Annotated in this window: 16 protein-coding genes and 1 pseudogene; 8 read left to right on the top strand and 9 right to left on the bottom strand. The window is 48.6% G+C overall.

Annotation, left to right across the window (positions count from 1 at the left end; all coding sequences use genetic code 11):
* Nucleotides 1–35: 35 nt before the first annotated feature.
* Nucleotides 36–1424, bottom strand: coding sequence for a glycoside-pentoside-hexuronide family transporter (locus tag ACT3RR_RS11480; protein ID WP_496200353.1), 1389 nt, complete (start codon nucleotides 1422–1424; stop codon nucleotides 36–38).
* 225 nt (nucleotides 1425–1649) lie between these two features.
* Here ACT3RR_RS11480 and ACT3RR_RS11475 point away from each other — a divergent pair, with 225 nt between their 5' ends.
* Nucleotides 1650–2798, top strand: coding sequence for a PQQ-dependent sugar dehydrogenase (locus tag ACT3RR_RS11475; protein WP_496200352.1), 1149 nt, complete (start codon nucleotides 1650–1652; stop codon nucleotides 2796–2798).
* A gap of 38 nt (nucleotides 2799–2836) precedes the next feature.
* Here ACT3RR_RS11475 and ACT3RR_RS11470 read toward each other — a convergent pair whose 3' ends face one another.
* On the bottom strand, nucleotides 2837–3457 hold the full coding sequence (locus ACT3RR_RS11470; protein WP_496200351.1) for a glutathione S-transferase family protein: 621 nt from the start codon (nucleotides 3455–3457) through the stop codon (nucleotides 2837–2839).
* A gap of 35 nt (nucleotides 3458–3492) precedes the next feature.
* On the bottom strand, nucleotides 3493–3831 hold the full coding sequence (locus tag ACT3RR_RS11465) for a GlpM family protein (RefSeq protein ID WP_486029650.1): 339 nt from the start codon (nucleotides 3829–3831) through the stop codon (nucleotides 3493–3495).
* Nucleotides 3832–4159: 328 nt separating this feature from the next.
* Here ACT3RR_RS11465 and ACT3RR_RS11460 point away from each other — a divergent pair, with 328 nt between their 5' ends.
* Entirely contained in the window at nucleotides 4160–5371 is a 1212-nt protein-coding gene (locus tag ACT3RR_RS11460) for a serine hydrolase (protein ID WP_353501888.1), read from the top strand.
* Between the two features lie 86 nt (nucleotides 5372–5457).
* Here the strand turns inward: ACT3RR_RS11460 and ybjG are convergent, their stop codons facing one another.
* Both ybjG and ACT3RR_RS11450 read right to left on the bottom strand, forming a co-directional pair.
* Entirely contained in the window at nucleotides 5458–6063 is a 606-nt protein-coding gene (ybjG, locus tag ACT3RR_RS11455; RefSeq protein WP_353501889.1) for an undecaprenyl-diphosphate phosphatase, read from the bottom strand.
* Between the two features lie 341 nt (nucleotides 6064–6404).
* Nucleotides 6405–7139: a class I SAM-dependent methyltransferase gene (locus ACT3RR_RS11450; RefSeq protein WP_496200350.1), complete on the bottom strand. Its 735-nt coding sequence runs from the start codon at nucleotides 7137–7139 to the stop codon at nucleotides 6405–6407.
* A 79-nt stretch (nucleotides 7140–7218) separates the two neighbouring features.
* Between ACT3RR_RS11450 and ACT3RR_RS11445 the strand changes: the two genes are divergently transcribed.
* From ACT3RR_RS11445 to ACT3RR_RS11420, 6 genes are all read left to right on the top strand, one after another.
* A complete protein-coding gene (locus ACT3RR_RS11445; protein WP_496200349.1) occupies nucleotides 7219–7731 on the top strand; it encodes a GNAT family N-acetyltransferase in 513 nt (170 codons plus the stop codon).
* Between the two features lie 13 nt (nucleotides 7732–7744).
* Nucleotides 7745–8032, top strand: a complete 288-nt coding sequence (locus ACT3RR_RS11440) for a hypothetical protein (protein ID WP_353501892.1) — start codon at nucleotides 7745–7747, stop codon at nucleotides 8030–8032.
* Between the two features lie 19 nt (nucleotides 8033–8051).
* Complete coding sequence (locus ACT3RR_RS11435) at nucleotides 8052–8663, top strand: class I SAM-dependent DNA methyltransferase (RefSeq protein WP_485900333.1); 612 nt, start codon at nucleotides 8052–8054, stop codon at nucleotides 8661–8663.
* A gap of 259 nt (nucleotides 8664–8922) precedes the next feature.
* Nucleotides 8923–9099: a hypothetical protein gene (locus tag ACT3RR_RS11430; RefSeq protein WP_396130860.1), complete on the top strand. Its 177-nt coding sequence runs from the start codon at nucleotides 8923–8925 to the stop codon at nucleotides 9097–9099.
* A gap of 107 nt (nucleotides 9100–9206) precedes the next feature.
* Entirely contained in the window at nucleotides 9207–9416 is a 210-nt protein-coding gene (locus tag ACT3RR_RS11425) for a DUF6434 domain-containing protein (protein WP_496200348.1), read from the top strand.
* Nucleotides 9417–9442: 26 nt separating this feature from the next.
* A complete protein-coding gene (locus tag ACT3RR_RS11420) occupies nucleotides 9443–9667 on the top strand; it encodes a hypothetical protein (protein WP_496200347.1) in 225 nt (74 codons plus the stop codon).
* 20 nt (nucleotides 9668–9687) lie between these two features.
* Here the strand turns inward: ACT3RR_RS11420 and ACT3RR_RS11415 are convergent.
* From ACT3RR_RS11415 to ACT3RR_RS11400, 4 genes and pseudogenes are all read right to left on the bottom strand, one after another.
* Nucleotides 9688–10013, bottom strand: a pseudogene (locus ACT3RR_RS11415) (phage integrase); the annotation flags it as partial.
* Between the two features lie 106 nt (nucleotides 10014–10119).
* Nucleotides 10120–10491: an ASCH domain-containing protein gene (locus ACT3RR_RS11410; protein ID WP_496200346.1), complete on the bottom strand. Its 372-nt coding sequence runs from the start codon at nucleotides 10489–10491 to the stop codon at nucleotides 10120–10122.
* 220 nt (nucleotides 10492–10711) lie between these two features.
* Nucleotides 10712–11542: an N-acetyltransferase gene (locus ACT3RR_RS11405; protein WP_496200345.1), complete on the bottom strand. Its 831-nt coding sequence runs from the start codon at nucleotides 11540–11542 to the stop codon at nucleotides 10712–10714.
* 17 nt (nucleotides 11543–11559) lie between these two features.
* The gene (locus ACT3RR_RS11400) at nucleotides 11560–12162 is read right to left on the bottom strand and encodes a RipA family octameric membrane protein (protein WP_496200344.1); all 603 of its coding nucleotides are present in this window, start codon (nucleotides 12160–12162) and stop codon (nucleotides 11560–11562) included.

Raw genomic sequence — 12162 nt, 5'->3', positions numbered from 1 at the left:
TGATCCTGAGCCAATTTAAAATGTGGATTAATGTCTTACTTGAAAAATTCACGTTGATTACGGCGAATACCGCTGGCAACTTCGTCCAAAATGCGGCGTAAGAGTGGGGTGCGCAGGATGTAAAAGCGTTTACAGATAATGGCGCTTAGCAGATAACAGGCGGCGGGAACCAGAGTAAACAGAGCAATGATGCTGGTGAGGGTGCCGCCATTTTGGGTTGCTGCGCCGGACTGATATCCCGCACCGGCCAACACCCAGCCGATGAGCGCGCCAGCAAGGGCTAAACCGAGTTTTAATACAAACAGCGTCCCGGCAAAACTGATCCCCGTCAGGCGCTTACCGTCGTTCCATTCACCGTAATCTACGGTGTCAGACATCATTACCCACTGAATCGGCGTGACCAACTGGTGGAATACGCCAATCACAAAGATGAAGGCAAACATGGTGACGCTGGCGTGAATCGGCAGGAAGAACATGGCCGCACTGAGTACTGCTAAAATGGCGTTAGTCCACCAGAAGACGCTGACCTTACACTTCCAATCGGTCAGAGGTTTAGCCAGCGCGCTGCCGAAGAGGTTGCCCACCGAGTAGGCTCCGAGGAACCAGGCAAAGAGCACTGGATTGCCCAGAATGTAGGTGACGTAATACATCATGGCCCCGCCGCGAACGGCTACCGCCATGATGTTGAGAATGGTCAATAGGCCGACAATGCGCCATTGATCGTTATGCCAGATATCCCGGAGATCTTCGCGCATCGTGCCGGTCGGTTTACCTTCATCGCTGACGCGCTCTTTGGTGGTCGCAAAGCATATGGCAAGCATAACAATGGCCACCACCGCCAGTACCGCGATCCCGCCTTGAAAACCGAGCGCCTTATCCTCGCCACCGATCAATTGCACCAGCGGCATCATTAAGACGGTGCTCAGCATGCCACCGGCGGTGGCTAAAACGAACCGATAGGACTGCAACGAAATACGTTGAGTCGGATCGGCTGTTATAACGCCACCAAGGGCGCAATAAGGAATATTAACCACCGTGTACATCAGCGTCAGCAAGGTATAAGTGACTGCGGCATAGACCATTTTTCCGGTCATGCTGAGATCGGGAGAAGAGTAGGCGAACACGCACACTATGCCGAAAGGTACAGCACCGAACAGCACGTAGGGGCGGAATTGCCCCCAGCGGGTGCGGGTTCTGTCGGCCAGCAACCCCATGCAGGGGTCGGAAATCGCATCCAGCGCGCGGGCCAGCAAAAACAGCGTGCCCACGTATCCGGCGGGAATACCGAAAATGTCCGTATAGAAAAACATCATATAGAGCATGACGTTATCAAAAATAATGTGGCTAGCCGCGTCCCCTAAGCCGTATCCCACTTTTTCTTTTACCGAAAGAACCTCAGAAACCGATCGCACTTCAGAGCTCATAACGAGACGTCCATATCAACAATGTGAGCTTGCAGTTTTAATCCTTGTCGCGGGTATGGGCTATTGAGTTATTTACTTCTGAAATTACGTTTATTTATTTTTGTGATCGGGCAACAGAAAAACGGCTTAGGTTTGCAAAGTTGCGTTGTTTTGCTGCGAGGAAGCCCAGCTTTATGGCATTTGGCTCTATTCTTAACGGACGAAAAATAATCGAATGGAGATCTGATGAATACTCTTTTTCGCCCCACAGCGCTGTCCGTGCTGGCCGCATTGTTCCTCTCTCCCGCCTTTGCCGTGGATAAATCCCCAGAGTCGGTCCCTGAAGCCAACGCCAAGGTTGAAGAGCTGGCAGCGGGCTTGGATCATCCTTGGTCTTTGGCATTTTTGCCCGGCCAGCAGGCCGCATTAATCACCGAGCGTTCTGGGCAGTTGAGGCTGTGGCGGGCTAATAAAGGCTTATCTAAGCCTTTGGCAGGATTACCAAAAGTATGGGTTGCAGGGCAGGCTGGGCTGTGGGATGTCCGTCTGGCGCCTGATTTCGCCAGTAGCCGCCGGGTCTACCTCAGCTTCGCGCAGCAGGGAGATAAGGGACAGGCCAATGCGGCATTGGGCTACGGGCGTCTGGCCGAGGATGGCAGCGGTCTGAAAGACTTCAAAACTATCTTTGTGCAACAACCGGCGTTGAGCAGCGGGATTAATCTCGGCGGCAGGCTGGCTTTTGATTCGCAGGGCAATATCTTCATGTCGACGGGAGATAACAACCAGCGGATGTCGGCCCAGCGGCTCGATAGCCTCAAGGGTAAAATCCTACGCCTGACCCCTGAAGGCGGCATTCCGCAAGATAATCCTTTGGTGAATAAGCCAGCGGCCAAGGGGGAAATCTGGACTTATGGCAATCGCAATGCGCAAGGTTTAGCTATTAATCCCTGGAGTCACGCGCTGTGGGAGACAGAGCACGGACCGCGCGGCGGGGATGAAGTCAATCTGCCGCAAGCAGGCAAAAACTACGGCTGGCCGCTGGCGACCTACGGCATAAACTATTCAGGGCAGCCGATACCCGAGGCCAAAGGAACCCATCTTAACGGGGCGGAGGACCCGCTCTACTATTGGCCGGTATCGCCGGCGCTGAGTGGCATGGCGTTTTACAACGCGTCTAAATTCCCGCAGTGGGATCACTCACTATTTATTGGCGCGTTGGCGGGGAAATCCTTGATTAGGTTGACGTTACAGGGTAACAAAATCATCGCGGAAGAGCGTCTGTTAAGCGAGCGTAATGAGCGTATTCGCGAGGTGCGGCTGGGGGAAGATGGCTATATCTACGTGTTGACCGATGAAAGTAATGGCAAGTTGCTGAAGGTTGCGCCGGGAGCCTAGGGCGAAAATGGCCGGAGCTGTCTCCGGCCAGAAGCATATTAAGTCAATGCGATCATCACGTGCTGCTGATACGCCGCGCGTTGAGAAAGCTGTTGGTACCAGCGCTCAACGTGTGGGTGCTTTTGGCGCTCAATATCCAAATTGAACCACGCATAGGCTAAACAGCCCAGCGGGATATCCCCCAAGCCAAACTGTTCCCCGGATAACCATTTTTGTTTCGCCAGCACCTCGTCGAGCGTGGCCCAGGCCTTCTCAAAAGCCGCCATGCCGGTAGCGATAACCTGCGCATCGCGCTGTGCTTCAGGCGTGCGGATCAGGCTGACATAGACCTGCCTGAAGGGGATCGCCAGCGTGCCGCTGGCCCAGTCCAGCCATTTATCGGCAGAAGCGCGCTGTTGGGCATTTGCCCCCCAGAACTCAGGCTGCGCGGAGCGCTCCGCCAGATAGCGCAGAATGGCATTGGATTCCCACAGCACGAAGTCGCCGTCCTGCAAGCAAGGGACTAAGCCATTGGGATTGAGTGCCAGAAAACTGGCTTCGGTGTTTTTGCCATATTGGCCACCGGCGTTGATCAGCTGATATTGCTCACCAAGCTCATCCAACAGCCACAACACTTTCTTCACATTGGTCGAATTTTCACGACCCCAGACCGTTAACATGGTGATGACTCCTACAAGTAAATAAGCAATGCGGCTCAGCTGTGAAAACGCGTCCAAAGAGAGATCAACAGCCAGGCGGCTACCGTCCAGCACAAAACGCCGCCGAGCAGGGCATAGGGCAGTTTCATTGAGCCGACGAAGAAATAGAGGGCAATCAGGTAGACCATGTAAGGGATCACGGCCCACAGCCCGAAGATGATGGTAGTGCGTAACGCTTCAATGCTGCGTTCAGTGCCGACAATATAGTGGGCTATCAGCGCAAATGTGGGAAATAGAGGTAATAATCCTGCGATATAGTAGTTTTTGGTTTTCGACAATAAGCCTATTGCCACGACCATTAGCGCACCAATCAGCGCTTTTATGAGCAGACCCATCTTTTATTTCCTATCGTATTACCGCGCTATGTTGAGAGTCCATTGCGGGTAAGCACTTTATAGTTATCGTCAATAATCAATGCCGTGGCACAAACTTGCCCGAGTCACATTATCTGGTCAAGAGGCGCGATGAGAATAAATATTGCGCAGCAAAATGCAACAAAGCTTAAAAATCGCGACTATTCTAACAATCTTTACATTGCAACGGTTTCATCGCCGCGCATAAAACGGTAGGTTTTAGTCTCGGCGAACGTTTCACTTTTCAGGCGTAAATCTGTTTGAAAGATAAGATAAATTTCAGTTACATGGACAAAAGCGCTGATAACCTATGACAATTTCTCCTAAATTCCAACGGACCTTCCTATGCGCGCTCGGCGGCGGCGTTATGCTGCTAGCGCTTCCTGCTGCACAAGCAGATACCAACCCCGTAGCCCCGCAGATTAACGCGAAATCTTGGGTATTAATGGACTATAACAGCGGCAAAGTGCTGACTGAGTCCAACCCCGATGCCCGTCTTGACCCGGCCAGCCTGACCAAAATTATGGTCAGCTATGTGGTGGGTCAGGCGATTAAATCTGGCAAAGTCACTCCTGATGACATGGTTTCAGTTGGGCAGGATGCCTGGGCGACCGGCAACCCGGTGCTGCGCGGCTCCTCGCTGATGTTCCTCAAGCCGGGCGACAAGGTGCCGGTTTCCGAGCTGAACAAAGGGATCGTGATTCAATCGGGTAACGACGCCAGCATTGCCTTGGCTGATTACATTGCCGGAAGCCAAGACTCTTTCGTCAGCCTGATGAACCGCTATTCGCAGCAGCTCAAGTTAGATAACACTCATTTCAAAACCGTCCACGGTCTTGATGCAGACGGGCAGTACAGCTCGGCGAAAGACATGGCGCTGCTGTCTCAGGCGCTGATCCGCGATACGCCGGACGAATACGCGCTGCACAAAGAAAAAGAATTCACCTTCAACCATATTCGCCAGATTAACCGTAACCGTCTGTTATGGAGCAGCAGTCTCAACGTTGACGGCATCAAAACCGGCTATACCTCCGGCGCGGGTTATAACCTGGTTTCTTCGGCCAGTGACCCAAGCGGCATGCGCCTGATTGCCGTGGTGATGGGCGCGCCAAGTGACCGTATTCGTTTTAGCGAAAGCGAAAGCCTGCTGACCTGGGGTTTCCGTTTCTTTGAAACGCTGACGCCGATTAAAGCGGGTAATGCTTTCACCACCCAGCGCGTGTGGTTCGGCGAGGAGAAAATGGTGCCGCTGGGCGTGGCGGAAGACGCATCTTTGACCATGCCAAAGGGCCAGCTCAAAAACCTTAAGGCCAGCTTCAATCTGACCAACAAAGAGTTGGAAGCCCCGCTTAGCAAGAATCAGGTGGTGGGAACGGTTGATTTTAGCCTTGACGGCAAAGTCATCGACTCACGCCCGCTGGTGGCGTTGCAGGAAGTGAAAGAGGGCGGCTTCTTCAGCCGTATCTGGGATTTCGTGATGATGAAAATCACCGGCCTGTTTGGTTCTATTTTCGGCAAATAATTTGATCATTGTCTGTAATTAAAAGGCCCGGCATGAGTATGCCGGGCCTTTTGTTTTCGTGGCTTGTGACGCGTCGCGATAAGAGATTACTCGCGAACCCAGCCTTTACGGATGAGCAGGGCAAAGCTAAAGCGATAGAGCTTGTCTAAGCCTGCTGAGATCTGCTCGCCATACAGGTTCCACACCAGCTGCGAGAACAGACAACCCACCATGCCGACCAACAGGCCGCCGAGCATATCCAACGGCCAGTGTACCCCGAGGTAAACGCGTGACCAGGCAATGCCGAGGGCGGTGACGATTAACAGCGCGCCGGACCACAGGCGATGCCAGAACAGGAAAGCAATCGCAAAGGTGAAAATCGCGGTGCCGTGGTCGCTAGGGAAGGAATCATCGGGCGCGTGATGCAGGAAGTTATAGCCAAAGCCTTCAACGAACGGACGTGCGTGCGGGAATAGCATCGACAAGGTTTTTGCGCAGCTCATTGAGAACAACAGTGCGATAACGGTTTTTGTCACCAAGGTACGCTGGAAAACGATATGTTCGCGGTGACCCCATAGCCAAAGCCCAATAATGAGCATCGGCACAATCATAATCATGTCATTGGCCATAAAAGTGGCAAATTTGATCAGCGCGGGCGGGGAGTCTGGCGTGGCGTTAATCCAGGTAAATAAAAGATGGTTTAATTGCTCCATGCTTGGTACCCCAGCACGGTTTTTTGTTCACTTTGAATCTGCAAAATCACTACCCTCATCATCATTGGAGTCAGCCAAATAGGCGGCTGAAAATGTTCTAGTAACTTACTGACCATAATTCCAAAATTCGGTTCAACGTTAGTTTGAGTTAAGCGCTGGGTAAAGGGGGATCGTCTGAATATCCCAATTTCATTGAGCTACGGTATAGGTTCAGAGTGAAATCAGTTTATGGAGTGAAAATTAAGAAATCCTTAAGCCGGGGGAGGACGAGCCTCCCGACTTAAACAGTCTGAAAATGGTGATGAGGTAGGAAAGAGCGTGTTTTGTAATGCAGTGAGTGATTAACGCGGTTTTTGCGCGGCGAGCAGGAACATCATTGGGCGTTCGGTCTCTTCTTGCAGAGCGGGCGTGCTGGCCAATTGCTCGGCAGAAGGACCCCATTCATCAAGCTGGGTGATAATAAATCCACTCTTAATCAGCAAGTTAATGTAAGTCGCCAGTTTGCGATGCTGTTTGACAACCCCTTCGGCAAACCAGTTTGTGACGCGTTCGCCTTCCCGCTGATAGCCGTCTATCGGCCAGGTTTTCTGCCCGCTGGTGGTCGTTAGCCAACCCGGTTGCGCCGGTGCGGTGAAAATCGGGTGCTCGGCCGAAAAGACAAAATGCCCGCCCGGAACCAGAGAGTGATACACCTGGTCAAACAGCCCTGAGAGGTTTTGCAGGTAGTGCAACGCCAGAGAACTGTAGGCCAAAGAGTATATTTCAGACGGTAATCTCAGCTGATCCAAGTCTTCACGGCGATATTCAATACCAGAATCAGCCGTCATACTGCGGGCCTTTTCCAGCATCTTTGCAGAAATATCTAACCCTAAGACCTGCGCCGCCCCCTGTTCGCGCATATGGCGGCAGAACCAGCCATAACCACAGCCGAGGTCAACCACTTTTGCCCCGCGAAGGTCGGGCAGCATGGCTTTTAGGGCAGGCCATTCCGGCGCGCCGTCTAAACCATGAACCGAACGGTTAAGTTGTGAATAACCCTCGAAAAATTGCTGATCGTCATAAATGTTTTGAGCCATATTAATGCTTCCTTTAAAACGTTATCCTGTGCCGTATAGGCCCACTTAGTGTAGTGAAAAAAGTCCGGGAGAAAAACGTTTGGAGATTCGACAGGCGGTACTGGCTGAGATTGAGCCACTTCGGCAGCTAGGGATTTCAACTTATCGCCACTATTTTGGCGCGTTGTGGCAAAGCCCGGCGGAGCTTGAGGCGTTTCTGGAAAGTGACTTCTCCCTTGAGATTCTCACCGCAGGGTTTAGTGATCCGCAGCAACAGTGGTGGGTGGCTTGTGAAGAGGGGCGACTGCTGGGGTTTGCCAAAGTGCACGACCAGCAGACGCTGCCGGAGAGCGAACAGCGCGGTGCTATGCTTTGTAAACTTTATCTGCAGCCTGGCGCGAAATCCCGGGGGCTGGGCTCGCTTTTGTTCAACCACGTTGAGCAACAAGCAAAAAACCGCCAGCAGAACTTACTTTGGTTGACCGTGTTGCAAAGCAATACTGCCGCTATCGCATTTTATCAACGGCAGGGCATGATGATTCATAGCGAATCCGCCTATGTGACGCAGACGCAAACCACGCCGCTGTGGACAATGAAAAAGGAATTAGGATGAGAAGGAAGGCGCAATGGTCAGAGTAAAACTGGGCGGGCTGTTTATCACGCTGGCAGAGAATGAAGAGATCCCCGCGGACGAAGAGCTTTACGAGCATTACACCTACATTATTCGCTCCCAGCCGCGCGGTTTTGAGATCCTGCGCTACGATCCTTATGCTGGCTGGAAACGCAAACCCGACCGTTGGTTCTCGACCGGGCACAATGCCTTTGTCTTTGCCTACGAGTCTTACGTTGAAGAGTGGAATCAGGTCGATGGCCGTATCGGCGGGCCTTCTCAGACCGTCAATCGCATCATTTAGGCCATCACCAGGAGCGCCCGTGGATCACCCTTCGGCAGACAAGATTATCGATTTATACCAGCGTAACAGTGATTATTGGGATGATATTCGCGGCAAACAGCTTTTCGAGTTGCCCTGGCTCGAGCGCTTTCTCAACCTGCAACCCGCCGTAGCCGACATTCTGGACATCGGCTGTGGCTCCGGCAAGCCGATAGCTCAGTTCTTTGTCGAGCAAGGGCATCAAGTTACGGGCGTCGACTCCTCTGAGGCGATGATTGCCCTCTGTCGCCAGCGTTTTCCTGCCCATCACTGGCAAGTGGCCGATATGCGGCAGCTTGCACTTGGGCAGAAATTTGATGGCATTCTGGCGTGGGACAGTTTTTTTCATCTTAAACGCGACGATCAGCGTGGGATGTTTGCCCTCTTTGAGCAGCACGCCAAACCCAACGCGGCCCTGATGTTTACCAGCGGCCCCGCCAACGGCGAAGCGATTGGCGAATTTAATGGCGAAACCTTGTATCACGCCAGTTTAGCGCCAGAGGAGTACCGCCAACTGTTGGCTGATCATGGCTTCAGCCTAGTGAAAAACGTGGTTGAAGACCCAGAATGCGGCGGGCACACCATTTGGCTGGCGCAGGCAGGCGAATCCTGAAATCTAACACATAGAGCATTAATAAATAATCACCAATGGTTATGTAAATTAATGCTTTTAAAAATTATATAAATTATCTTCATAATAAAATCATGCAGATGTGTTTTTATTCCGTTCACTAGCACCTCTTACACATTGCATTTGTTAAACCATGGTCTAATTTTTAATCAGGTGCCGGCATCATGCATAAGCCGCTCACCTACATAGCCCGTATTTAATAGCTCTGGCTTAATCATTCAACTGCAATAAGGGTATATTCATGAAAGAAAACAAAGAATTGCGCGAATTGTCAATGGACGAAGTTGATGCTGTAAGTGGTGGTGGATTGATCGGTGATTTGCTGGGTAACGTGGGTCAAATTGTGACGCCAGTACCGATTGTCGGCCCGATTTTGGGCGGAATTTTAGGTACCATTGGCGGCAAGTTCCCTCTGTAACTTTCCCAAAAGTATTTGAAGAAGCCCCGTTTATCGGGGCTTTTGTATTGGTCCAATCTCAGATAACGACTAAGCTAAGCCAACTGATTTTCAGGCCGGAGCAAAGCATGACCTTCGATTGGCATAGCGCACCTTTATCCCGCGGCACGGTGATAGATAACCACTATAAAAACACCCAAAACGTACGCCGTTTTCTCACTCAGGAGTGCGGGGAAAACTTCAAATTCGACAGAGACTTTATGGCTTGGATCCGCAGCGGCGCAGCTAAGAATCTGGGGGACGTGGTGGATGAGTGGGTTAGGCGTTGGGGCGGATAGTCTAATGCTTTATCAAGGTATTCAGAATGAACTCTGCAAAATCCTCGCTGACCAGAAAGTTAACTAGATATATAGGGTTAGGGGCCTCTCATGCAATTGAAGCCATTGTCACTGGCCTTTGTGCAATTCTAGCTTTTATGTCTCTTTTTCTAATGGATGGAGCAGTAATGAAAGCTGTGGGCTTTGTCGGCTTCTTCGTTGCAGGGTATTTGATCATGCTTGCCATTGCCTGGCTGCGCGGGGAGAGGTAGTTAGTAGAGGTTTATTCGAATAAGCGCTTATCACGGTAGTGTGTTAAGTCTTTGGTAGGGGATTACCTAGGACTTCGACCATTAGGCAAATCTTTTGATAGGTTTGCTTACCAGCCGTCAGAGACTGGCCATGCAGGTTATACCAAAGCTTGGCGATATCGGCCAGGCTGCGCCGGTCAGTCTTTTCACCAAGCCATGGTTTATTATCAGCTTCATCCACAGTGTGGCGTTCGAACGCAAGAGCTTCGCCTTTGGTCGCGAACTGTTTACGTACCCTGCGGCCTGTACGGCCGGCAGGGTAGCATTCACAAATCCATGAGCCGGTTTTAAGTTTTCGAACTGCCATTTTGATCACCTTATAATAAGGAGATATTTAACTGTATATAAAAACAGTGGTCAATGTATGATTCAGTTGAATCATACATTGTGAAGGAGGGGAAGAAATGCAGTATTCAGAGATACCGATATGATTGGGGAGCGGAAATGTTTTTACCCAATGCACTTAACATCATTGGCTGATCATATTTTCGTACATTCGATATTTCGATAGCATAAGCCTTCTCTCGAGACTCGAAGTAGATATCAAAGAAGTCTTTGCTGATGCCTGCAAATTTCTTCGTTTTCTTCCATACAATAGATGGCTCATCGTGAATCACGTCTGCAATATCAAATTCACCTACAACCATACCAACCGGCATCGTTGAATAGATAACTACAGATGTGACCAGACTGTTTTTAAAAATACCTTTTCTAAATTCAAATTTCTTTGAACCATCAAGAATTTTCTCAACAAATTCTGGCTTAATTGATAATAATACTTTCATCTACGTTACCTAATTTAATTATATCAGAGAATTGGCTATCCGATATTGGTAAGACGCCCCAATAAGCACCCGGATTTAAACCTACCTGTTCGATAAGTTTAGCACGATTAGGTCTAGTAGGAAATGCAAGATTATATGTAAAGCCGATAATGTATGGATATTTTTTCGTATTATAAAATCCAACTAGGTCAATCTCACTAAATACACTATATTTCTTACATTAAGTAATAAAGGAATCGCAGTCTAAGAAACTATTAATATGCCTTACTTCGCCAACTACGCATACAGAAGTTACTACTGATTTGTAGTAAGCACTACCATCTTGGCCTGTGTTTGTCCTGTAAATTAATATAAGGTCTCCAGGCCGAAAATCTTGTGTTGCGTACATTGCACATAGGTAAACCTTTCTTATACTGTTAGTGTGGGACACATCTCTAATGATAGTCTGATCTTCAGTTTTCAAAATAGAGTCAGGGAAAAGGTCTGTATGATAATTTGGTGATACTGAGAGTAAAAATTTCCTTTGTCCATTTTGGTTATTTATAAATGGATAATCATTCACAATATCGCCGGTCATTACCGGGGATTTCATCTCTTTGATTAGTACAAGTTCCTCATTATCTAAAGGCCCTTTTTTGGCAACGATTTGAAAGCCAAATCTTTGAAACAACCTTATTAGATAGGCATGTTTGGGATAGATGGTGACATAGATATCATCAGAGTTATTGGCCAAAGCATGGTCAAAAATTTTTTTTATAAAACGCTCACCACGAAGTGTTCCCGCTGATTCAAACTTGAAAGTGCCTACTTTTAGATGCTTGCGAGCGGGAAGTTGCGGTCGAGTATCGAGGACTGCTTCATTCTCTTGCTTGAGATAAAGGAAACCTTCCAAATAATTATTATGATCAACCAAGACATACGCCATTGCTTGGGGATCACTTATCTTATTAGCTATCCATTGTTGGAATCCGTGGTAATCATTATTTAATGTTTCGAAAAAAGGACTATTGAAATTGATATTGCTGAAATGTACGTAGAATAAGTTTTCCATACAAATTCCTTTTAAGTTTACATAGTGAGAATTATTACTTTTGCACCAAAGAAAAGATTTAATAAATAAAATATTAAATAAATAACCCATGTTAACAGGAAGAATATACCAGCCCAAATGGGTATCCTACTAACAGAAAATTTCTTAAGGATTAAGGCTTTTATAATACAGTTGGAATGGGAGTTGCTTAATCTCCGCTTTACCTTTTCATCGACTTCAGACATGCTTATACTGAATATTTTGTATATTTTCTTTCTCGCTCCTTTTATTTTTTTTAGCTCCATTATTCTAATTAGTTCTATTTCCGTGTCTTTAACAGCTTCTTCCCAATATTCTTGCCAATATTTAGCTCCGGAAGAAATTCCTATTTGTAATAGTGAGACAATAGTGCCGATGACTGCTAAGGCTGGAGCATATATCCGGCTTGCATCATTTTGTAGAAGAGTTGCTAACCCGGCAAAAATGACCCCTTGAAATAACATAAAAAAATTATTTCTTTGAGAGAGTTGAGTTATTTCGAAATCTCTAATTTTAATGGTAAGTTCATAAAGCCTTTTAACGGCATGAAGATCTTCATCCTCTGCTTGAACATCTGCATTAGTATTGGAACCTGTAGTCAT

Origin of the sequence: Ewingella sp. AOP8-B2-18 (genome assembly GCF_052376015.1) — a bacterium.
GTDB lineage: Bacteria > Pseudomonadota > Gammaproteobacteria > Enterobacterales > Enterobacteriaceae > Ewingella > Ewingella allii.
Note: the sequence above shows the minus strand (reverse complement) of the source record. Positions and strands in the feature narration are given on the sequence as shown.

Coding starts and splice junctions, on each gene's coding strand:
- ACT3RR_RS11480 (WP_496200353.1), bottom strand. CDS start 1,424: ATGAGCTCTGAAGTGCGATCGGTTTCTGAGGTTCTTTCGGTAAAAGAA.
- ACT3RR_RS11475 (WP_496200352.1), top strand. CDS start 1,650: ATGAATACTCTTTTTCGCCCCACAGCGCTGTCCGTGCTGGCCGCATTG.
- ACT3RR_RS11470 (WP_496200351.1), bottom strand. CDS start 3,457: ATGTTAACGGTCTGGGGTCGTGAAAATTCGACCAATGTGAAGAAAGTG.
- ACT3RR_RS11465 (WP_486029650.1), bottom strand. CDS start 3,831: ATGGGTCTGCTCATAAAAGCGCTGATTGGTGCGCTAATGGTCGTGGCA.
- ACT3RR_RS11460 (WP_353501888.1), top strand. CDS start 4,160: ATGACAATTTCTCCTAAATTCCAACGGACCTTCCTATGCGCGCTCGGC.
- ybjG (WP_353501889.1), bottom strand. CDS start 6,063: ATGGAGCAATTAAACCATCTTTTATTTACCTGGATTAACGCCACGCCA.
- ACT3RR_RS11450 (WP_496200350.1), bottom strand. CDS start 7,139: ATGGCTCAAAACATTTATGACGATCAGCAATTTTTCGAGGGTTATTCA.
- ACT3RR_RS11440 (WP_353501892.1), top strand. CDS start 7,745: ATGGTCAGAGTAAAACTGGGCGGGCTGTTTATCACGCTGGCAGAGAAT.
- ACT3RR_RS11430 (WP_396130860.1), top strand. CDS start 8,923: ATGAAAGAAAACAAAGAATTGCGCGAATTGTCAATGGACGAAGTTGAT.
- ACT3RR_RS11425 (WP_496200348.1), top strand. CDS start 9,207: ATGACCTTCGATTGGCATAGCGCACCTTTATCCCGCGGCACGGTGATA.
- ACT3RR_RS11420 (WP_496200347.1), top strand. CDS start 9,443: ATGAACTCTGCAAAATCCTCGCTGACCAGAAAGTTAACTAGATATATA.
- ACT3RR_RS11410 (WP_496200346.1), bottom strand. CDS start 10,491: ATGAAAGTATTATTATCAATTAAGCCAGAATTTGTTGAGAAAATTCTT.
- ACT3RR_RS11405 (WP_496200345.1), bottom strand. CDS start 11,542: ATGGAAAACTTATTCTACGTACATTTCAGCAATATCAATTTCAATAGT.
- ACT3RR_RS11400 (WP_496200344.1), bottom strand. CDS start 12,162: ATGACTACAGGTTCCAATACTAATGCAGATGTTCAAGCAGAGGATGAA.